Annotated in this window: 20 protein-coding genes; 7 read left to right on the forward strand and 13 right to left on the reverse strand. The window is 54.8% G+C overall.

Annotated elements, in window-relative coordinates; translation table 11 throughout:
* Positions 1-696 precede the first annotated feature (696 nt).
* A complete protein-coding gene (locus GSQ70_RS22925; protein WP_158784660.1) occupies positions 697-1,416 on the forward strand; it encodes an ABC transporter ATP-binding protein in 720 nt (239 codons plus the stop codon).
* 1 nt (position 1,417) lies between these two features.
* Here GSQ70_RS22925 and bioD read toward each other — a convergent pair whose 3' ends face one another.
* The 4 genes from bioD to bioB are packed head-to-tail and all read right to left on the reverse strand — an operon-like array spanning position 1,418 to position 5,013.
* Positions 1,418-2,092 (reverse strand): dethiobiotin synthase, encoded by a 675-nt coding sequence (bioD, locus tag GSQ70_RS22930; RefSeq protein ID WP_199257298.1) that lies wholly within the window; start codon positions 2,090-2,092, stop codon positions 1,418-1,420.
* Positions 2,085-2,843: a malonyl-ACP O-methyltransferase BioC gene (gene bioC, locus GSQ70_RS22935; RefSeq protein WP_158784662.1), complete on the reverse strand. Its 759-nt coding sequence runs from the start codon at positions 2,841-2,843 to the stop codon at positions 2,085-2,087. The genes bioD and bioC overlap by 8 nt, the downstream gene beginning before the upstream one ends.
* Positions 2,824-3,981, reverse strand: a complete 1,158-nt coding sequence (gene bioF / locus GSQ70_RS22940) for an 8-amino-7-oxononanoate synthase (protein WP_158784663.1) — start codon at positions 3,979-3,981, stop codon at positions 2,824-2,826. Before bioF ends, bioC begins: the two co-directional genes overlap by 20 nt.
* Positions 3,982-5,013: a biotin synthase BioB gene (gene bioB, locus GSQ70_RS22945; RefSeq protein WP_158784664.1), complete on the reverse strand. Its 1,032-nt coding sequence runs from the start codon at positions 5,011-5,013 to the stop codon at positions 3,982-3,984.
* Between the two features lie 88 nt (positions 5,014-5,101).
* Between bioB and bioA the strand changes: the two genes are divergently transcribed.
* A complete protein-coding gene (gene bioA / locus GSQ70_RS22950; RefSeq protein WP_158784665.1) occupies positions 5,102-6,394 on the forward strand; it encodes an adenosylmethionine--8-amino-7-oxononanoate transaminase in 1,293 nt (430 codons plus the stop codon).
* Here bioA and GSQ70_RS22955 read toward each other — a convergent pair.
* From GSQ70_RS22955 to GSQ70_RS22970, 4 genes are all read right to left on the reverse strand, one after another.
* Positions 6,385-7,428: a fimbrial protein gene (locus tag GSQ70_RS22955; protein ID WP_158784666.1), complete on the reverse strand. Its 1,044-nt coding sequence runs from the start codon at positions 7,426-7,428 to the stop codon at positions 6,385-6,387. The two genes, bioA and GSQ70_RS22955, sit on opposite strands and share 10 nt — an antisense overlap.
* A 14-nt stretch (positions 7,429-7,442) precedes the next feature.
* On the reverse strand, positions 7,443-9,866 hold the full coding sequence (locus GSQ70_RS22960) for a fimbria/pilus outer membrane usher protein (RefSeq protein ID WP_158784667.1): 2,424 nt from the start codon (positions 9,864-9,866) through the stop codon (positions 7,443-7,445).
* 110 nt (positions 9,867-9,976) lie between these two features.
* Positions 9,977-10,714 carry a molecular chaperone gene (locus GSQ70_RS22965; RefSeq protein ID WP_158784668.1) on the reverse strand — a complete coding sequence of 246 codons (738 nt, stop codon included), beginning with the start codon at positions 10,712-10,714 and terminating at the stop codon, positions 9,977-9,979.
* Between the two features lie 58 nt (positions 10,715-10,772).
* On the reverse strand, positions 10,773-11,369 hold the full coding sequence (locus GSQ70_RS22970) for a fimbrial protein (protein WP_158784669.1): 597 nt from the start codon (positions 11,367-11,369) through the stop codon (positions 10,773-10,775).
* A gap of 522 nt (positions 11,370-11,891) precedes the next feature.
* Here GSQ70_RS22970 and GSQ70_RS22975 point away from each other — a divergent pair.
* Genes GSQ70_RS22975 through GSQ70_RS22985 form a run of 3 tightly spaced genes read left to right on the forward strand, consistent with a single transcriptional unit; the run spans position 11,892 to position 14,117 of the window.
* The gene (locus GSQ70_RS22975; RefSeq protein WP_158784670.1) at positions 11,892-12,935 is read left to right on the forward strand and encodes an NADP-dependent oxidoreductase; all 1,044 of its coding nucleotides are present in this window, start codon (positions 11,892-11,894) and stop codon (positions 12,933-12,935) included.
* 10 nt (positions 12,936-12,945) lie between these two features.
* A complete protein-coding gene (locus tag GSQ70_RS22980; RefSeq protein WP_158784672.1) occupies positions 12,946-13,626 on the forward strand; it encodes a type 1 glutamine amidotransferase domain-containing protein in 681 nt (226 codons plus the stop codon).
* Between the two features lie 14 nt (positions 13,627-13,640).
* On the forward strand, positions 13,641-14,117 hold the full coding sequence (locus GSQ70_RS22985) for a kinase inhibitor (RefSeq protein ID WP_158784673.1): 477 nt from the start codon (positions 13,641-13,643) through the stop codon (positions 14,115-14,117).
* Positions 14,118-14,206: 89 nt separating this feature from the next.
* Here the strand turns inward: GSQ70_RS22985 and pgl are convergent, their stop codons facing one another.
* Positions 14,207-15,202 (reverse strand): 6-phosphogluconolactonase, encoded by a 996-nt coding sequence (gene pgl, locus GSQ70_RS22990; RefSeq protein WP_158784675.1) that lies wholly within the window; start codon positions 15,200-15,202, stop codon positions 14,207-14,209.
* Between the two features lie 146 nt (positions 15,203-15,348).
* Between pgl and GSQ70_RS22995 the strand changes: the two genes are divergently transcribed.
* Positions 15,349-16,167 (forward strand): pyridoxal phosphatase, encoded by an 819-nt coding sequence (locus GSQ70_RS22995; RefSeq protein WP_158784676.1) that lies wholly within the window; start codon positions 15,349-15,351, stop codon positions 16,165-16,167.
* 5 nt (positions 16,168-16,172) lie between these two features.
* On the opposite strand, the gene modC is transcribed toward GSQ70_RS22995, so the two are convergent.
* The 4 genes from modC to GSQ70_RS23015 all read right to left on the reverse strand — a co-directional run bounded on the left by modC (position 16,173) and on the right by GSQ70_RS23015 (position 18,908).
* A complete protein-coding gene (modC, locus tag GSQ70_RS23000; RefSeq protein ID WP_158784678.1) occupies positions 16,173-17,144 on the reverse strand; it encodes a molybdenum ABC transporter ATP-binding protein ModC in 972 nt (323 codons plus the stop codon).
* Complete coding sequence (gene modB, locus GSQ70_RS23005; protein ID WP_158784679.1) at positions 17,144-17,833, reverse strand: molybdate ABC transporter permease subunit; 690 nt, start codon at positions 17,831-17,833, stop codon at positions 17,144-17,146. Before modB ends, modC begins: the two co-directional genes overlap by 1 nt.
* Positions 17,830-18,603: a molybdate ABC transporter substrate-binding protein gene (gene modA, locus GSQ70_RS23010; protein WP_158784680.1), complete on the reverse strand. Its 774-nt coding sequence runs from the start codon at positions 18,601-18,603 to the stop codon at positions 17,830-17,832. The genes modB and modA overlap by 4 nt, the downstream gene beginning before the upstream one ends.
* Before the next feature lie 149 nt (positions 18,604-18,752).
* On the reverse strand, positions 18,753-18,908 hold the full coding sequence (locus GSQ70_RS23015) for an AcrZ family multidrug efflux pump-associated protein (RefSeq protein ID WP_158784681.1): 156 nt from the start codon (positions 18,906-18,908) through the stop codon (positions 18,753-18,755).
* 144 nt (positions 18,909-19,052) lie between these two features.
* Here GSQ70_RS23015 and modE point away from each other — a divergent pair, with 144 nt between their 5' ends.
* Complete coding sequence (gene modE / locus GSQ70_RS23020) at positions 19,053-19,832, forward strand: molybdenum-dependent transcriptional regulator (protein WP_158784683.1); 780 nt, start codon at positions 19,053-19,055, stop codon at positions 19,830-19,832.
* Positions 19,833-19,848: the final 16 nt, after the last annotated feature.

The raw sequence follows: 19,848 nt of genomic DNA on the forward strand, positions 1-19,848 counted from the left end.
TTGTCAAGAAATCCTGACAAAATGCGCGGCCCGAATTATGGTGACAATTTCAGTTGCTTGATTTTCATTAACTAATTGATTTTTATATCATTGCCTTCCGAGCCGAGTTTCGCATCAACTCGTGCTCAAGCCGCGCCCGCTCTCGTTTCCTGCAGGTTTTAAGCCGCTCATGCACATGGTTATCCACAGGAATGGTGGATAACTGATTTAAGCGCCCGAGCCGTCTGATGTGTATAAATCATCCCTGACCTGCGATCGGACCCGCAAATAATTTTTTTGGAATTATTTTCGCTTCTTTCCTGAGGATTGGCGGGCCTGAAATGCATATTTTCTGCATTGCGGCTACCCTTTTTAACCGTTTTTTTTCAGGTTTTTGCCAGGCTTCTCTGCCTCTGTGACAGGCAACTGCACCAGAAATGATTAACCCGCAGCACTGACAAAGTGCACCAGGAAATACCCTGGGGCAATTGTTTAACATTTCTGACCAATCACTGGCCGTGTTCGCCTGCTCTCTCACCATGTTAAGCGAAGTGGCATAAGTTGGCCCATGAATTGCAAGATAATCTTTAACTGCCTCTCGCTGCGTTCGCAGAGCGGGAAGCAAAGGCCGCAGGCGTTTCGCAGGTATAACCGTTTGCCTCACAACTGAGAGCGGATGCAATCAGGTACGATCAATTGTCTGGAGGAGAGTGTCAGATGCTCAGCTTACGTTCGATTAACCAGTTTTACGGGCAAAATCATATCTTGTGGGATGTCGATCTCGATTTGCCACCCGGCACCTGTACCGGCGTGCTGGGCAAGCCCGGCATGGGAAAAACCACGCTGGTCAACTGCATCATGGGTCACCTGCCAATTAACAGCGGGTCGATGATCTGGCAGGAAGCTAATCTGCCACCGCAGGATTTGCTGCTGCAGCCGGTGGAGCAGCGTGCCGCGTTGGGGATTGGCTATGTGCCACAGGGAAGGCAGATTTTCTCGCAGCTGAGCGTGGAGGATAACCTGCAGATTGCCCTGCTGGCAGGTGCTGGTCTTGAGCGCCACCGTGCAATCCCCCAGATGGTCTATGACCTGTTCCCGGCACTCCATTCCCTGCGTCACCAGCGCAGCGGCGAGCTGACCATCGATCAGCAGCAGCAGCTGGCACTGGCCCGTGCGCTGGTGCTGCAACCAAAACTGCTGATTCTGGACGAGCCTACCGAGGGCATGTCACCCTGGCTGGAGGAAGAGATGGGCAATCTGATCCACCGGCTGAATCACGATTTTGGCCTGACCATTCTGCTGCTTGAGCAGCGCATCTCGTTTATTCGCAAGGTGGCTGATTACTTTCTGCTGCTGCACCGGGGAAGGAACGTGGCGCATGGCAGGGTCGCGCAGTTGGATGAGAGCATGGTTAATACCTGGCTGACCGTATCGTAATTTACACGGGAAGCTGCACATACTGGCCCAGTTGGTCAAACTGGGCGCTGTCGGTGAGATAAGGGATCTCACCCAGCATCGGGGCCGGAAGCCGCTTTTGCAGCGTGGCCAGATAGTCAGCATGCCGCTTACCGGGTGGCAGAATATCGTTGGCGATCCAGCCTGCCAGCCGCAGTCCGCTGGCCTGAATGGCCTGCACCGTCAGCATCGCGTGATTGATACAACCCAGCTTAATGCCCACCACCAGTACCACCGGCAGCTGTTCCTGCAACACCCAGTCCGCAAAGGTTGTCTCTTCCGACAGCGGCGTGAACCAGCCGCCAGCCCCCTCGGTCAGTACCCAGTCGGCCTGGCTTGCCAGCTCCGCCAGCCCGGCAGAAAGCTGTGAGAAATGGATTGGTCTGCCCTCTTCCGCGCTGACAATGTGCGGAGAAGTGGGTTCCAGAAAGGCTAACGGATTGATGCAGTCATAAGGCAGCGACAGCACGCTGTTGCGCTGCAAAGCCAGCGCATCGCCGTTACGAATGCCCTCCGCAGTCATCTCACTCCCGGAAGCTACCGGTTTGTAGCCCACGCTGCAAAAACCTGCCGCTTTCGCCGCCTGCAGTAGCGCGGTGCTGGCAACAGTTTTCCCGACTTCGGTATCGGTGCCGGTAATAAACCAACGTTCACTCACAATCAATGACTCCATAAACCAGATGATAACTCAGCAGAAAACCCCGCTGATCCTGCGGCCAGTGCAGCTTAAGCTGCTGCAGATGACGGCGACTTAATAACCCCCCGCTGCGCCCCTGATGCAGGTGGGTAGCCCCAATTCCCTTCAGCGAGCGCAGCGCACTGAGCACGTCCGGGAAACCCAGCGTCAGCGTTTGCTGATGAAGCTGAACGCCCACCGGCTCTCCGGCTTCCGCTATCGCGGCAACGCTGAGAAAGCGGTTCACCGGGGCGGGAAGATCCAGCGTTTGCCAGGCGATATTCAGTTCACTCAGCGATCCGGCAGCCAGCGTTGAGAACAGAACCTGCCCGCCTGGCAGCGTCACACGCCGCAGCTCCATCAGGGCCACACTTAACTCGCTGCACCACTGCACCGCAAGGTTGCTCCAGCACAGATCAAACATTGGCTCCGCAAAGGGTAATGCCTCGATATCGCCCGGCTGATAGCGGTCAGCAGTCTGCTCCATCCGGGCCTGACTCAGCATTTCTGCTGACAGATCCAGAGCGGTAACGTGATTTCCGGCGCTGCGCCAGCGCCGGCTGAACCAGCCAGGACCACAGCCTGCGTCGAGTATTTTCTGGCCCTGCTGCCGTCTGGCATGAAAAGCCAACTGTTCCCCACTCATGCGTTGCAGTTCGGCATGCTGGTTATAACTCTGCGCTGCCCGCCCGAAGGCCTGGGCAATCGCCTGCTTATTGACGGTTTGCATCATCCAGCCCCTCCAGAAGTCGTGCAATATCTTCCTGCTGGTGTGCCGCACTCAGGGTAATGCGTAATCTGGCCGTTCCCGGCGGCACGGTTGGCGGACGGATAGCCGTAACCCAGCATCCCCGCTGCCGTAGCGCCTCAGCCATTTGCAACGCCCGGTTTTCTTCACCGACGATCAGCGGCTGGATAGCGGTAGCGGAGGGTGATATCGCCAGCCCCAACTGCTCAGCCCCCTGACGGAACCGGGCAATATTGCGTTGCAGCAGCTCACGCTGTTCATCACCCTGCTGAATACAGGAGAGCGAGGCCTGTAGCGCGCAGACCTGAGCCGGAGGCATTGCCGTGCTGTAAATCAAATGGCGGGCGAACTGCAGCAGATAGTCTGCGGTTTCATCGCTGCAAAGCACTGCCGCACCGCTGAGACCAAAGGCTTTACCAAAGGTCACCACCAGCAGCTCCGGCTTCACCTGCTGTTGCCAGCAGCTGCCTCTGCCCTGCTCGCCGGTGGTTCCCACGCCGTGAGCATCGTCCACCATCAACCAGCCACCGTGCAGCCTGGTCAGTTGATGCAATTCGGCCAGCGGCGCACTGTCCCCATCCATGCTGAACACGCCCTCGGTGACCACCAGTTTTTCGCCGCCCTCTGCTGGCGCACTGAGCAATTTTGCCAGCGAATCTGGCTTATTATGGCTGAAACGCCGAAGCGTAGCCGGGCTGAGTGCCGCAGCCTCCAGCAGCGAAGCATGGGCCAGTTTATCGGCGAAGATACGCTCATCTTTACCCAACATCGCGGCGATAATCGCCTGATTCGCGGCAAAACCGGAAATGAACAGCAGCGCTCTCGGATAGCCGAGCCACTCCGCCAGCTGCTGTTCAAAAGCCTGGTGTACGGCGCTGTAACCTGTCACATGCCCGGAACCGCCCGCGCCCACGCCGTAACGTTTGGCCCCTTTTTGCCAGGCGCTGATAATGCGTGGATCGTGACTCAGGCCGAGATAGTCATTGGCAGAAAAATTCAGGTATTGCCGGCCCTCAACCTGCAGAGTGCGGGCATCGCCCTGCTGATTCACCCGGCGCTGGCGAAACTGACCTTTCTCACGGCGCTCATTCAGCGCCGCGTTGATACGTTGCTGCCAGCTCATTTATACGGCCGCGTTGTAGAACATGTCGGTATCGGCATGTAACAATTGTCCGGCCAGCGCCTGCTGCTGTTCGTTATCACCCGCTTCGGTGGTGGTCTGCTGCGGATTCAGACCCAGCTTACGGAACAGCTGCAAATCTTTGTCTTCTTCCGGGTTCGGCGTGGTCAGCAGCTTGCAGCCGTAGAAAATGGAGTTGGCACCGGCCATAAAGCACATCGCCTGGGTCTGCTCGCTCATCGACTCACGCCCTGCGGACAAACGTACATGCGAGGCGGGCATCATGATGCGCGCCACGGCAATGGTGCGGATAAAGTCAAAGGGATCAACGTCTTCATTATCCGCCAGCGGCGTGCCCTTCACCTTCACCAGCATGTTGATTGGCACGCTTTCAGGCGGGGTTGGCAGATTAGCCAGCTGTACCAGCAAACCGGCACGATCGTTGACGGTTTCACCCAGACCAACGATCCCGCCTGAACAGACTTTAATTCCCGCATCACGCACTTTGCCCAGCGTATCCAGACGTTCCTGGTAGCTGCGGGTGGTGATGATGCTGCCGTAAAATTCCGGCGAGGTATCGAGGTTATGGTTGTAGAAATCCAGCCCGGCATGCGCCAGACGCTGCGCCTGATCGTTGCTCAGCGTGCCCAGCGTCATACAGGTTTCCAGCCCCATCGCCTTCACGCCCTGGACCATCTGCTCAAGGTAAGGCATATCGCGTTCATGAGGGTTTTTCCATGCAGCTCCCATGCAGAAACGGTCTGAGCCTGCAGCTTTGGCTTTACGGGCAGAACTCAGCACCTCTTCCACTTCCATCAGACGTTCGGATTCCAGCCCGGTTTTGTAACGGGCGCTCTGTGGGCAGTATTTACAGTCTTCCGGACAGGCTCCGGTTTTGATCGACAGCAGCGTGCTGACCTGTACCTGACGGGGATCAAAATGCTGACGGTGGATCTGCTGCGCTTCAAACATCAGTTCGAGAAAAGGTTTATCAAACAGGGCCTGAGCCTGTGCGGTTGTCCAGCGATTTGCCATTGCTTGCTCCAAAAAAATCTGTCGTTTATCGTCTCTGCCTGGTTATACTTGTAAACTAAATTTTTTAAAATTGGTTTACAAGCACTTTATGACCCCTTCCGACCTGGCGTTTGACCGTGACCATATCTGGCATCCCTACACCTCGATGAGCAAGCCGCTGCCGGTTTTTCCGGTGGTGGCTGCGCGGGGAACGTCACTGCAGCTCGACGATGGCCGCGAGCTGGTTGATGGCATGTCTTCCTGGTGGGCAGCGATCCACGGTTACAACCATCCGCGCCTGAACCAGGCGCTGAGCACACAGATTGAGCAAATGTCACACGTGATGTTTGGCGGTATAACCCACCCTTCGGCTGTTGCGCTTTGCCGTAAGCTGGTGACGATGACGCCGGAAGGGCTGGAGTGTGTATTTCTGGCAGATTCGGGGTCGGTAGCCGTGGAAGTGTCGATGAAAATGGCGCTGCAATACTGGCAGGCTCGTGGCGAACGCCGCCAGCGTTTCCTCACCCTGCGCAACGGTTATCACGGCGATACTTTTGCGGCGATGTCGGTCTGCGATCCGCAGAATTCGATGCACAGCCTCTATCAGGGGTATCTGCCCAGCCATCTGTTTGCCGTGGCCCCCACCTGCCGCTTTGACGCCGACTGGCAGGAGAAAGACATTGACGATTTCGCCCGCTTAATCCGTCTGCATGCCGGAGAACTGGCCGCTGTTATTCTTGAACCTGTCGTACAGGGCGCGGGCGGGATGCGTTTTTACCATCCAGATTATCTGCAACGAGTGCGCGAGCTTTGTGACCAGCACAATGTGCTGCTGATCGCCGATGAGATTGCCACCGGTTTTGGCCGTACCGGTAAGTTATTTGCCTGCGAGCATGCAGGTATTTCACCTGACATTATGTGCGTGGGCAAGGCGTTAACCGGCGGTACCATGACGCTCTCCGCCACCCTGACCACCCGTGAAGTAGCTAACACGATCAGCAACGGTGAAGCAGGTTGCTTTATGCACGGTCCGACATTTATGGGTAATCCGCTGGCCTGCGCGGTCGCCAGTGAAAGCCTTGCGATGCTGCAGGAAAATCACTGGCAGCAGCAGGTTGCCGGTATTGAAGCCCTGCTGCGCTCGGCCCTGCTGCCTTTAAAGGATAAAACGGAAGTGGCCGATGCCCGCGTGCTGGGGACCATTGGGGTAATTGAGACCCGCCGCCCGGTAAATATGGCTGAGCTGCAGGCCTTCTTTGTGCAACGGGGAGTGTGGATCCGTCCCTTTGGCAAGCTGATCTATCTGATGCCGCCTTACATCATCCAGCCGGAAGCGCTGACCAGACTGACCGATGCCATAGCCGAAGCCGTGGAGCAGCCAGCGTTGTTTAATCAGTCATAATCAAAGTAGAGGGTAGCCGTCGCCACCACCGTTCCCGGGCGAAGGTTACTTTGGTCATAGATTTTATAAGCGGCATTCAGATTGATTGCGCTGTTGTTAATTCCCGCGCCGCTGGAAATAGTCAACAGCGAAGTTGCCCCTGTTCCGCTGGCGGTGCTGTCGGAGAGCGTGATCGGCAAGGCCGCACTGGTGCTCAGCACAATGCCCACACCGGAAGAGCTGGAAGCGTTGTTGCGCATAATTTGTTTGTTGCTGTCGACCAGATCGGCACTGGTTAACCAGGCATTAACCGCACGTGTTGCCACACCGGCAAGTGTATTTGAACAGCTGACCGGTAACTCAACAGCGGTGCGGCCAACATCGCGGCCATCCCGCAAATCGGTTAACGAAACTCTGGGCATTGTCACCGTCTGGTCAGGCATTTCGCAGGTGGTTTCCTTTGGGTTAAAGGTCACAGTCAGTGACTGATAGCCCAGATAGTCATTGTTCCAGCTTCCGGAGGCGACAACGCCGGCTGCGGTATCTTCCGATGGAGTCGCGCCAAAGATATTGGCGTTATGCAGTACCATAGTCACAATCGATGCACTGCCACTCTGCGTCACGGTATAATACTTACTGTCAGTTACGCCGGGATCTGCCGGGAGCAGCGTGGCAGTCAGCGTATAGCTCAGGTTACCGCCGCTGAGTGTGGTATCGCCGTTACCATAGTTGACCACATCCGTATAACCACTGGTCTGAAACTTTACCCAGCGTGCCGCCCCCGCCACATTAATAAACTTCACGTAGAAGCCATTTTTAATCGGGCTGACAAAGTGCACGGCATTCGAAAAAGTGAGCGCAAAGCAGCCCACCGGGATCGTCCAGGTACCGGTGCGGGTCTCTGCATAGCTGCTTTGTGTGTTCAGCAGGGTGGAAATATCAATCGTGTCCGTGGCCTTCACGGTGGATCCGCTTTTCAGTGAACAGCCCGCCTGTACAAACGCCGGGAAAGCTGCCAGCAGCAGTAACAGCAGAAATCCTGCTTTTGCACTCATTTCTCTCTTTCTCCTCAGTGCTGACTTTTCTGCATCAAACACAGGTTGTCACCGTCTGTTTTTGGTGAGTGGATGCGGCATGCTTCGCCTTCGGCCAACTGGACTTCCAGCCACTCTGGCAGTTGGTCAGCCTTTACATACAGCTGGCTGCCCTGTGACACATAGCCCATATCATTGCCTGAACGATCTTTCACATCTGCGCCAAAGGGCAGCGGTTGACCATTGACCTGATGCGCGCTCAACGTGAAGACTTTGCGGGTGTCGGTCTGGTAACGGATATAGCTGATGCTGCCCGCCCAGGGGGCGATATGGCCGATATTGCCTTTCAGTTCGCCGCTGCTGGCACTGTTCTGGTTGTTTTCCAGACGGTAATTATTCATACGATAAGGCGTGACGGATGGCACCAGCACCACGCCTGAAGCATTGGTCCGCATCTCGCGGTTACCGTTGACCGTCGCCCCGGCAATACCGGGCGCATCAAGGATCACAAAGGTATTTCCGGCATTACCGGAAGCCAGCACTCCACCCCGCCACAAGACCGCGCTGCCGCTGACGCTTCCGCCCAGTTGGCGGTACTCTGATGACTGGCTGTAGTTGCCGGTGAACCGCGCCCAGGGCGTTCTCCAGGCTCCATAGCCGCCAAATACCGAGTCGTTCCCGTCGTAGTCATGGCTGTAGTTGAGACTGTAATCAAGCAGTCCGGTGCTACCGTTAGCCCCAACTTCGGAACCGCCATATTTCCCGTCCCGGAGCGCGCTGCGCACAGTCATATTGGCGTTGTTACCCAGCAGGGTGAACGGCAGGGTCAGCATCAGCTCAATACGGTTTTCATCGTAACTTTTACGGTTACCATAATTCTGTTCATCGTATTCGTTGCTGCTGTTGTTACTGTCGTATTCATAGTGATTACGGCGAACCGACAGGCTCCAGGTGGCTCGATGAAAATTGTTGCTGTAGGTCAGGCTGTACTGTCGCGAAGATTGCTGGCTGTTCCAGTACTGCTGCCAGTAGCCATCCAGCGCAATGCGCCCCCAGCCTTCAGGCAGAGTTTGATCGAGGTTGATGTTAAAGCTCTGCTTACTCCGTTTATAGATCTGTGCGCTCTCCTGCTTGCGGGCGATGTCGTTCATCTGCACCGCGTCATAAAAGGAGAGATAACCCGAAGTGTCGTAATAAAACGTCGCTAAAGTCAGGTTAGTTTTGGTGGCAAAGTAGCGGCTAAAGGAGAGCTTCCAGCGCTGCCCCTGAAAAGTTTTACCGTTTTGCTGACGGGCGCTGGCTATATCCACGTTGCCAGAAAAAGACCCAAGGCCGGGAATGCTGATCGCGCTGCCCACCAGCGCGGAATAGTAATCAGGGCTTAGCGTCGTTCCGCTGTACAGCGTCAGGTAGTTATTCATCCCGTGCGAGATATCACCCTGAACAAACGCCGGATGTTCGTCAATCCCCTGCATCTGCACTTTACCGGCAGTCAGCAGCCATTCTGACGTTCCTTCGCGCAGCATATCGGAGACCGTGGAATAAGGGACAGTGAAGCGCTCTGTAGATCCTCCGCCGTTCACTACTTCAACGGTTAAATCGTTTCGCGAGCCAGTTGGCATCATGTCATCAATTTCAAACGGACCTGGCGGTACGTTAAGCTGGTACACAATAGCGTCGTTCTGATAAATCTTGACGACTGCATTGCTGGTAGCCACGCCCCGGATCACCGGCATATAGGTCCGGTATGAATCCGGATACATTCGCTGATCCTGCTTCAGCGTCACTCCGCGAAAACGCAGGCTATCGAACCAGGGGGAGCTGGTGTAGCTGTCCCCAACACGCACCACCGAGCGTAAAGCGGGAAGCGCCCTCTCAACGTAACGTGAATTGTTGACCCACTGGCCGTCGGTGGCACGATTTTTCAGAAAGTTCGAATTATCAATAAACTGCCAGCCAGCAAGATTGATGCCGCTGTTCAGGGACAGAAAGACATTGTTCGCATCGCCATAGCCGTCCTGCCGGTGGGAATTGTAGTAGCTGAGGTTGTAATTGGTGAAGGCACCATTAATCCCCGCGTTCCACAGTTCCGGCGCGATCCAGCTACGATCTTTGTTGTAAATATAAGCCTGTGGAATCGTCAGATTAAGACGTAACTGCCCGGCATTAAGGTTCGCCTGGCCCCCGTGAATAATCTGGCTGACCGGCGTCCAGTCGCCCTGCCTGTCACCCTGCGGGAGTTTATCCATTTTGATTGAGAGAATGCTGATCGAACTGTCATTGAGATAAAAGGTGCGCTCATCCACCACCTTTACCGGCAGATTGCCGCGCCAGTCACCATTGATGTAAACATCCAGATCGTAAATGCCTGGTGCAATGGTCTGGTCCGCGTTATTCCAGCCAGCCTGTGCGGAATCGCCAGCCATCATGCTGGTATTAAAGTTTGCAGCTGCAGCCATGCAGGGCACCATCAGCGTCACCAACCCGCTGGAAAAGATCGCCCTACTGACGACAGCTGAAAGCAAATTCCGCCTTGCTTCCATCATCTCAACCTTCAACATCCTGTCGATTATTTTAACGTCACGGTCAGGGGAACGCGGCTGCCGTAATCATCGATATACACTAACTGATACTTTCCGTTCTGCGGGGCAAATGATCCGCCAGCAGGAGTCTGGCAGCTGAAAGGAGGGATAAAGACCGCCTTGCTGATTAAATTATCCTGCTTTTTGCCCTGCTGAACCCGTGTGCTTTTACCATCCCATTTCATCATCTGGATCAGCGTGATGTAGTAAGGAGTGGCATTGTCAATGCAGACGGTTGAACCGTTATTTTTCAAGCCCAGATGGCTGGGAATATCGGCAGTCGATATTTTTAATGACGACGGACGCCAGAAAAGCTTGATGCGATTTCTGATTGCCATCTGCAAATAATCTGTCCCCGCGTCCATTTTTTCCGGAACGGGTGGAATGTCGAGGATATTTATCCAGAAAACAGTTTCCCGATCGGTGGCAAAACGGGTGACCTGATCTTTGCGGTTAATCCGCAAAATCTGCCCGTCGTTACCGTTAATTTTAACTACCGGTGGCACAATGGTGAACGGGGTAATAATGTTTTCCGGTTTTTCATTCTGTCGCCCATCATCAATCCACGACTGAATAAGGTGTTGATCCCGACTTTTGTTGATCAACTGTACTGACACGCTTTTAGCATCGGAGGGAAAGACAACGCGCGTGGTATTAATCACCACGTTAGCTTCCGCACTCAGACTCAACAGCATCCCTGAAATAATGAGAAAGATTTTTCCCACAACTGCTCCTGAACTTAAACTAAAAAAGACAGGAAAGCAGCGCCTTCCTGTCTGTCACTTATTCGTAGCTAAAGGTATAGGTAGCCGTGGTCACAACCGAACCGGTTGAAGCACTGGCACCGCCGTAGTTGTAGTAGTTTGCGTACAGGTTAATCACGCCTTCCGCACCGGTATCATAAACCGTGCTGCCGGACTGAGTCGTTTTCAATCCAGTGGCCATTGCAGTGCCCATATTCACCACCTGAGAACCGTCTGAGGTGATAGCAATACCCACGCCCTGCGCAGTACCGGATTCATTTTTCAGGTATTTCATATCATCTGAAACGTTAGAACCGCTGAAAGCGATATCCAGTGACTGTGCCGCCGTGCTGGTCGCATCAAAACCAGTACAACCTGAAACGTTCAGAGTAAATGGCGTGGCGCTGGCACTGACCACACCCACAGTGGTACCCAAATCGCTTTTAGCAACGGGGGCTACGTTCACGGTAAAGTCAGCACCGTTATTGGTGGTGACATTACAGGTGGTATCACTGACTGCTCCGTTAAAGGTAACGATGCCACCTGCCACTGGTGCGCTGGTTGCAGCAACCGCATTGCCTGCGGTAAAGGCAGCCACGATAGCTGAAACTGCAAAAAACTGATTGACCTTGTTCATTTTCATCCCTCTGTCCCGCACGCTTAGCGGGAACTATTCACCAACATTTCATCCTGTAAAATCGCGACTGGGAAAGATTAAAACTCAACACAACCCGATTTTCGGCAATATTCTCTATCCTTCAGTTGGAACAAGTAAATAGCATTAATTTGCTTTAAAGCGCCGGTTAACTGAATGATTTCTGGTGCGGATAGTATTTACATTTGGCTTAACATTACTAATCAGGCGGTTAACAACAATCAAAAAAGAATGAATGTAAAAAACAATCAACATTCAATACAATAAGACTCTATAAATAATAAGCTCCCTGCATAAAAATCTCCCTAACTCCCATTTACTTCCGGGACTTACGTTAAGCCAACTAAATTAAATGGAAAAAAAATAATGAACCAATCATGTTATTTAAATATATTTAGCGCATTCTTTCTGGATTAAATGTTATTTTTACCTGTTACGTGCCGGGCGAGACGGCTGCGAATGCACTACTCTTTTACAGGGATCCGTCCCGTAAAGGAGGATAAAATGCCGCAAGATAAACAGACCAACCGACGCATTGTGCTGGCCTCACGACCGCATGGCGCGCCAACGGAAAACAACTTCCGTCTTGAATCACAACACCTTCCCGTTCCCGGGAAAGGACAAATCCTGTTGCGTACCGTCTGGCTTTCGCTGGACCCTTATATGCGTGGCCGCATGAGTGATGCCCCCTCTTATGTTCCCCCGGTTCAGATCAATGAGGTAATGGGCGCGGGTACGGTAGCAATTGTCGAACAATCAAATCATGAGGACTACACCACAGGCGACTGGGTGGTCAGTAATAGCGGCTGGCAGGATTTTGCCCTGTCGGATGGCAAAGACCTGTTTAAACTCAGTGGTCCGGTGCTGAAACATCCTTCGTGGGCGCTTGGGATGCTGGGGATGACCGGTTTCACCGCTTATATGGGACTGCTGGATATCGGTAACCCGCAGCCGGGCGAAACCGTCGTAGTCGCCGCTGCAACCGGCGCAGTGGGATCGATGGTCGGCCAGATTGCCAAGCTCAAGGGTTGCTATGTGGTTGGCATTGCCGGTGGCACAGAGAAGTGCCGCCATGCCGAACAGGTTCTGGGATTTGACCGCTGCCTGGATCACCGCTCTGGCGATCTGGCCGAAGCACTGAAACGCTACTGCCGTGACGGCATTGATGTCTATTTCGAAAGCGTGGGCGGCAAGGTGTTCAATGCCGTGCTGCCGCTGATGAACACTAAAGGCCGCATTCCGGTCTGCGGTCTGATCGCCGACTACAACAGCACTGAACTGCCGGCAGGCCCGGACCATCTGCCGCCATTCCAGAGCGCTATCTTGCGTAAACGCCTGCGCGTTGAAGGCTTTATCATTACTCAGGATTACGGCCACCGCTTTGGAGAGTTTTTCAGCCAGATGAGCCAGTGGGTGGCGGAAGATCGCTTCGTTTTCCGTGAAGATATTATCGACGGACTGGATAACGCCCCTGAAACCTTTATCGGGATGCTTGAAGGCAAGAATTTTGGCAAGGTGCTGATCAGGGTCGCTGGCGATAAACCTTAAGGAGGACAGCATGAAAGTATTAATGGTGCTGACGTCGCACGATCGGTTAGGGGATACCGGGAAAAAAACCGGGTTCTGGCTGGAAGAGTTTGCTGCACCTTATTACGTGTTCCGCGACGCTGGCATGAATGTGGTGCTGGCTTCTCCGGCTGGCGGCCAGCCGCCGCTGGATCCAAAAAGTGACGAGCCTGACGCACAGTCCGTGGATACCGAACGTTTCCGCAAAGATATTGCCACCCAGCAGTTGCTGGCAAATACGCAGCAGTTGGAAACCATTGACAGTAGTAAATTTGATGCGGTGTTTTATCCGGGCGGACATGGCCCGCTGTGGGATCTGGCGGAAGATAAAAAAAGCATTGAACTGATCGAAAATTTTTATGCCAACGGCAAGCCCGTGGGTGCAGTCTGCCATGCTCCAGGCGTGCTGCGTCATGCCAAAAAACCGGATGGCAGCGCGCTGGTCGCAGGGAAACGGGTTACCGGCTTCAGCAACAGCGAAGAGCGCGCCGTCGGGCTGACAGATGTGGTACCTTTCCTGGTTGAGGATGCATTGACTGCGCTGGGGGCCGAATATGAAAAAACCGATGACTGGGGCGTTTACACCCTGACCGACGGTCATCTGGTCACCGGACAGAATCCCGCATCCTCCGCCGCCGCAGCCGAAGAGCTGCTGAAACTGCTTCATCAATAACACCAGGAGGTGGAATGAAACTGTTAAGCCAGGATTTCAACGATGGCGCTAAGCTGCCAGAGCGCCAGGTCTTTAATGGCATGGGTTATACCGGCGACAACCTCTCCCCGCATCTGGCGTGGGACGATGTACCGCCAGGCACCAAGAGTTTTGTCGTAACCTGCTACGATCCCGATGCGCCGACCGGCTCTGGCTGGTGGCACTGGGGCGTGGCTAACCTGCCAGCTGACACGCGCGTGCTGCCACAGGGTGCAGGTTCCGGCGTGGCCGAACTGCCTGCCGGTGCGGTGCAGACCCGTACCGACTTTGGCAAAGCAGGCTACGGCGGTGCGGCTCCACCAAAAGGTGAAAGCCACCGTTATATCTTTACGGTCTATGCGTTAGACGTGGAAAAACTGGAAGTGGATGAGAACGCCAGTGGCGCTTATCTCGGCTTTAACGTGCATTTCCATCAGTTAGCCAGCGCATCCATCACTGCGATGTACAGCTGAGAAAGAACAGCGTCCCGCGCTCTGAGCGGTGCGGGACGTATTGTCAGGGGAGATGTTTTGGGCGTCGCCCCTTTCCTTCAGGCTTTCATTCAGATTTCAGCAATCACTACCCACATCGGACCCTGCCCGACGGCATAGCGAGCCAGCGGCTGCAGTAATCCCTGCTCCCCTTTGATTTTATAGACTTCAATATGGTGTGACTTTTGACCTGCCGCCACCAGATAGTTGCCACTGTTATCAATGTTAAATCCGCGCGGCTGAGTTTCCGTCGGCTGATGGCCTTCTACCGTCAGGAGGCCGCCGTCTTCGCTGACGCTGAACACGGTCAGGATGCTGCCGGTACGATCGCAGCTGTAAAGATGGCGGCCATCCGGCGTCAGGTGGATATCAGCTGCCCAACGGGTATCACTGAAATCTGCTGGCATCATGTCCAGGCTTTGCACGCGCTCCACGTCACCGCGGGCGTTATGCAGCTGCCAGACGTCAACGGTACTGTCCAGCTCGTTCACGCAGTAGGCGTACTGTTTGCCCGGATGGAACACCATATGGCGCGGACCAGCCCCTTCCACCGTAGTGACCTGGGTCTGTTTGTGTGGCTGCAGTTCACCATTTTCCTGCAGATCGAACAGGCAGATGCGGTCCTGCTTCAGCGCCGGGACAAACAGGGTTTTGTTATCCAGATCGATGTTGGCCGAGTGACAGCCATCAAGCCCTTTAATCACCTGCAGCGGCTCACCAGGCAGGCCATCTGCACCCACCGGCGACACGCTGACGCAGGCATCGTTATAGGAGCCAACGAAGATAAAGCGTCCCTGACGATCGGTGGAGATATGCGTCGGGCTGCCCGGAAGCGATGCGTGCCCCGCTTCCTTCAGCTTGCCCTCGCCATCAATTTTATAGGCCACAACGCGGAATTCAGGTCGCACGCCAACATAGAGAAAACGCTTATCGGGGCTAACCACCATCGGCTGAACCTGACCTGGCGCATCCACCACCTGCAGCAGAGTAAGCGCACCTTCATCATTGAGCTGCCAGGCGTGGATCTGCTGGCTTTCCGGACTGGCGGTATAAACGACTTGTTTCATGAATTCTCCTTTTTCGGGGTAATCTTTTGCCCAAAGCGTAGCGCGTTTTTCCTCTCCGCGTAGGGGGATTTGTGAGAGCAATGTTGTCCGCCGAGCCACAAGGTGTACACTCGGAAATTCTTGTTCAGCTACTTTCGGAACTGTTTATGAGTTATCGCATCATTGCTTTGGATCTGGACGGCACCCTGTTAACGCCGCGTAAAACCATTCTGCCTGAGTCGCTGGAAGCACTGAAAAAAGCCCGCGAGGCTGGCGTGAAGGTCGCCATCGTCACCGGCCGTCACCATGTTGCTATTCATCCTTTTTATCAGGCACTGGCGCTGGATACACCTGCAATTTGCTGTAATGGCACCTATTTGTATGATTATCATGCAAAAAATGTTTTGAAGTCCGATCCGCTGCCGAAAGATAGGGCTCTGCGCGTGATTGAGATGCTCGACGAAGCGGCGATCCACGGCCTGCTGTATGTTGATAACGCCATGCTTTATCAGACCGAAACCGGCCACGTTACCCGCACCATCAACTGGGGGCTGTCACTGCCCGAGCATCAGCGCCCGGTGTTTAACCGGGTAGAGAGTCTGGCAAAGGCCGCTGAGGAGGCTGACTCCATCTGGAAATTCGCCCTGTCCCATCCTGACACCCGGGCGTTGCAGCAATTTGCTGAAAAGGTGGAAAAGGAGATGGGCCTGGCCTGCGAATGGTCATGGCACGATCAGGTGGATATTGCGAAAGCGGGCAACAGCAAAGGCAAACGCCTGGCGGAATGGGTCGCTTCTGAAGGGCTGCAGATGAGCGATGTGCTGGCCTTCGGCGATAACTACAACGACCTGAGCATGCTGGAAACGGTCGGACTGGGCGTGGCGATGGGCAACGCCGACGACGCCATTAAAGCGCGCGCCGGTCGGGTTATTGGCACCAATCTGGAACCAGGCATTGCGGAAACGATTTATCGCGAAGTGCTGTAATACGATCAGGGCGTGATTGCCACGCTCTTGATCTGCGCATAAAGCCACATTCCCGGCTTGATCATCAGTTCATCGCGAGCCCAGGGCGTGATCCGCGCCCAGATTTCGCTTTGTCCCACCAGCAACTTCACCTCAATCTGATCGTCAACATCCACCAGCTCCACCACCTGCGCCGGGATCACATTGCGGATGCTGCTGTTGACCGGTGGCTGCAGCACCAGCGACAGGGCCGTCATTGCATAGTGCGGATGCTGCTCAAGCACCTGAACCCGCAGCACGCTGCTCAGCTCCGTTCGCGGCAGCCACGGCCGCATCGCGCTGCTGGCCCACACCTTCTCCAGCGTGCCCAGCGCTTTCACTTCTCCGTTATCCAGCACCAGTACGTTGTCCGCCAGCTGCAGAATTTCATCAAGGCTGTGGCTGACATACAAAATCGGGATCTCCACCTGGCTGGCCAGTTTCTGCAGATACGGCAGCAGCTCACGCTTTCGCGGCAGATCCAGCGAGGCCAGCGGCTCATCCATTAGCAGAATTTCCGGCGCGGTAAGCAGCGCACGGCCAATCGCCACACGCTGTTTTTCGCCGCCGGAGAGTGAAACCGGAAAGCGACTCAGCAGCTCTTCAATACCCAGCAGCCGGACCAGAGAATCAAACTGTGGGCGCATACTTTTCGCCATGCCATATTCGAGATTCCCCCGCACGCGATAGTGCGGGAATAACCGGGCATCCTGAAACACATAGCCAATCCGCCGCTTTTCCGGCGGCAGATTCAGCCCGCTTGCAGCATCAAGCAGCGACCTGCCGTTCAGTGAAATCTGGCCTTCCTGCGGCAGAGTTAAGCCGCCGATAGCATTAATCAGCGAGGTTTTCCCCGCGCCGGAGACGCCGAAAATTGCGGTAATCCCCTTTGCAGGCAAATTAGCCTTGATCTTAAGGCGGTGGTCACCAAGATGCTGGATGAAATTTAACTCTAACATCAGGCCCCCAGCCGTTTACGGCCCCAGCGGGCCAGCCATTCAGAAGCCCACAGTGAACCAAGCGCCAGTAAAATAGCAATCACGCAGAGACGCGCCGCCGCGTTTTCCGCGCCGGGCGTTTCAATCAGGGTGTACATGGCAGAAGGGATGGTGCGCGTTTCGCCCGGAATGTTGGAAACGAAGGTGATAGTCGCGCCAAACTCGCCCAGCGAACGGGCAAAGGCCAGCACCGTACCAGCGATGATCCCCGGCAGGGTCAGCGGCAGAGTAATGGTGAAAAAGACCCGCCAGCGTCCGGCTCCTAAAGTGCGTGCGGCCAGTTCCAGCTTGCTGTCCACCCCTTCCAGGGCCAGGCGGATTGCCCTGACCATCAGCGGGAAAGCAATCACCGCCGAGGCCAACGCCGCACCGCGCCAGCTGAAGGCAAAGGTAAAGCCGAACCAGTCGTAGAGGTATTCACCAATAAAACCGCGACGACCAAAGCCAATCAGCAACAGATAACCCACCACTACCGGTGGCAGCACCAGCGGCAGGTGGATCAAACTGTCCAGCAGGGTTTTGCCGGGAAAGCGGCAGCGGACCAGGACCCATGCCATCAGGATCCCGAACGGCAGACTGAATAAAACCGCCACGGTGGAGACTTTCAGGCTCAGGGCGACGGCCTGCCATTCGGGGTCACTGAGGATCATGATTCAGGTGTAAATCCATAACGTTTGAAAATGGCAGCCGCTTCCGGCCCTTTGAGATAGTTATAAAACGCGGTGACGGTGGCAGAGTTACGATCTTTGATCATCGCCATCGGGTATTCGACCGGCTTGTGGCTGTCGACAGGGAACGATCCCACCACGGTGACTTTTTTACTGGCAACCGCATCAGAACCATACACGATGCCATAAGGCGTTTCATTGCGCTCAACCAGCGCCAGAGCCGCGCGAACGCTGTTGCCGCGTGCCAGCACGGGTTCCAGCTCTGTCCAGGCCCCCAGATTCTGCAATGCTTCTTTGGCGTATATCCCGGCCGGAACGTGGTCCGGATCGCCAACGGAGAGGCGCTGACCTTTCAGCAGACTTTTCCAGTCGGTGGTTTTCGAAATAGTCACCGGCTGCGGCTTGCCCTCAGCAGGTGCAACCAGCACCAGATCGTTGCCCAACAGGGTATAACGACTGGACTCGTCGATAGTTTTCTTCTGCGCAGCGTAATCCATCCACTGCTGGTCAGCAGAGATAAATAGATCGGCAGGCGCGCCCTGCTCAATCTGACGCGCCAGGGTGGAAGAAGAAGCAAAAGAGGAAACAACTTTCACCTCTTTGCCTTTCTGATACTGCTCAGCAATGTCCTGCAGCGCATTGGTCAGGGAAGCCGCTGCAAAAACGGTAATATTTTCTGCCGCAACGGCATGGCCGGCTACGCTGACGCTGAGTACAGCACCGGCGAAGAAATGGCGTAATTTCACAGACATGGTGTTCTCCAGAGGGTATCGTTATGTAACCGCTACTATAACGAGACAAAAAAACACTGTCATAGAGTTTATCGGCAGAAACAGCAAGAAGTTGAGGCAGCGCAAGAAAACAAACGCCCGGAAGGATCCGGGCGCGAAGAGAAAGTGCTTTACTGGCGGTTTTTTGCCGGCTGGTCGTTGCGGTGACCAATTTTAGAGATGACGTTAAAGACTTCACCCAGTCCGTAAATCAGGCCCAGGATGATCGCCATCACCACAGGAACCATGAGGATTGCTTCCCCAAGACCCAACAGTAAATCCAGCATGGTAGCCTCCAATGCCTCTTTTAAAAAAGCCATTGTATCCACAGCGAAAAAAAGTGCACTGACCTTTTGTGCGTTTTACTCGTCTTTACGTACAAGCCCCACGACAGTGTACAATTCAGGGAACACTATTTTTCCGGAGCAACTATGCAGGCCGAACTCTCCCTGATCCTGAAATTACAGCAGCGGCTGTTTGCCGATCCACGCCGCATTGAGCTGCTAAAACAGATCCGACACACTGGCTCCATCAGCCAGGGCGCCAAATTGGCAGGCATCAGTTACAAAAGTGCCTGGGACGCGGTCAATGAGATGAACACGCTGGCCGATCGCACGCTGGTCGAACGGGCCACGGGCGGTAAAGGCGGTGGCGGCGCAGTAGTCACCCCTTATGGCGAAAGGCTAATCCAGCTGTTTGCGCTACTGGAACAAATCCAGCAGAAAGCTTTTGATGTGCTACAGGACGATGTGCCGCTGGGCAGCCTGCTGGGAGCCATTGCCCGCTTTTCATTGCAGACCAGCGCCCGTAACCAACTGTTTGGCACCCTGGTGCAGCGCGATGAACAGTCAGTCCAGCAGCATGTGGAAGTCTTGCTGGCGGACGGTAATACCCGGATAAAAGTGGCGCTGACTGAGCAAAGCGCCAACCGTTTGTCGCTGGAGACCGGCAAAGAAGTGCTGGTGTTGATCAAAGCGCCATGGATTGACGTCACGCACGCTACCTCTGCGGCAGATAATCAGCTGAGCGGGACTCTCAGCCATCTGGAGCAGGGTGATTCGCACAGCGAGGTGCTGATTGCCCTGCCAGGCGGTGAGACTCTGTGCGCCACCCTGCCCAACGAGCGGGTGGAAGCCCAAAAACTTCAGGTCGGGCAGGCTGTCACAGCACATTTTAATGCTGACCGGGTGATTATCGCCACGCTGCTCTGAAAACAGGGGCAGGATT

Origin of the sequence: Pantoea sp. BAV 3049 (genome assembly GCF_009765445.1) — a bacterium.
Classification (GTDB): Bacteria; Pseudomonadota; Gammaproteobacteria; order Enterobacterales; family Enterobacteriaceae; genus Erwinia.

Excerpts from the sequence above, each read along its gene's own strand:
- GSQ70_RS22925 (WP_158784660.1), top strand. The coding sequence starts at position 697 with ATGCTCAGCTTACGTTCGATTAACCAGTTTTACGGGCAAAATCATATC.
- GSQ70_RS22985 (WP_158784673.1), top strand. The coding sequence starts at position 13,641 with ATGAAACTGTTAAGCCAGGATTTCAACGATGGCGCTAAGCTGCCAGAG.
- GSQ70_RS22975 (WP_158784670.1), top strand. The coding sequence starts at position 11,892 with ATGCCGCAAGATAAACAGACCAACCGACGCATTGTGCTGGCCTCACGA.
- GSQ70_RS22960 (WP_158784667.1), bottom strand. The coding sequence starts at position 9,866 with ATGGCTGCAGCTGCAAACTTTAATACCAGCATGATGGCTGGCGATTCC.
- bioA (WP_158784665.1), top strand. The coding sequence starts at position 5,102 with ATGACCCCTTCCGACCTGGCGTTTGACCGTGACCATATCTGGCATCCC.
- bioC (WP_158784662.1), bottom strand. The coding sequence starts at position 2,843 with ATGATGCAAACCGTCAATAAGCAGGCGATTGCCCAGGCCTTCGGGCGG.
- GSQ70_RS22995 (WP_158784676.1), top strand. The coding sequence starts at position 15,349 with ATGAGTTATCGCATCATTGCTTTGGATCTGGACGGCACCCTGTTAACG.
- modB (WP_158784679.1), bottom strand. The coding sequence starts at position 17,833 with ATGATCCTCAGTGACCCCGAATGGCAGGCCGTCGCCCTGAGCCTGAAA.
- modA (WP_158784680.1), bottom strand. The coding sequence starts at position 18,603 with ATGTCTGTGAAATTACGCCATTTCTTCGCCGGTGCTGTACTCAGCGTC.
- bioB (WP_158784664.1), bottom strand. The coding sequence starts at position 5,013 with ATGGCAAATCGCTGGACAACCGCACAGGCTCAGGCCCTGTTTGATAAA.
- modC (WP_158784678.1), bottom strand. The coding sequence starts at position 17,144 with ATGTTAGAGTTAAATTTCATCCAGCATCTTGGTGACCACCGCCTTAAG.
- modE (WP_158784683.1), top strand. The coding sequence starts at position 19,053 with ATGCAGGCCGAACTCTCCCTGATCCTGAAATTACAGCAGCGGCTGTTT.
- GSQ70_RS23015 (WP_158784681.1), bottom strand. The coding sequence starts at position 18,908 with ATGCTGGATTTACTGTTGGGTCTTGGGGAAGCAATCCTCATGGTTCCT.
- GSQ70_RS22970 (WP_158784669.1), bottom strand. The coding sequence starts at position 11,369 with ATGAACAAGGTCAATCAGTTTTTTGCAGTTTCAGCTATCGTGGCTGCC.
- bioF (WP_158784663.1), bottom strand. The coding sequence starts at position 3,981 with ATGAGCTGGCAGCAACGTATCAACGCGGCGCTGAATGAGCGCCGTGAG.
- GSQ70_RS22955 (WP_158784666.1), bottom strand. The coding sequence starts at position 7,428 with ATGAGTGCAAAAGCAGGATTTCTGCTGTTACTGCTGCTGGCAGCTTTC.
- GSQ70_RS22980 (WP_158784672.1), top strand. The coding sequence starts at position 12,946 with ATGAAAGTATTAATGGTGCTGACGTCGCACGATCGGTTAGGGGATACC.
- pgl (WP_158784675.1), bottom strand. The coding sequence starts at position 15,202 with ATGAAACAAGTCGTTTATACCGCCAGTCCGGAAAGCCAGCAGATCCAC.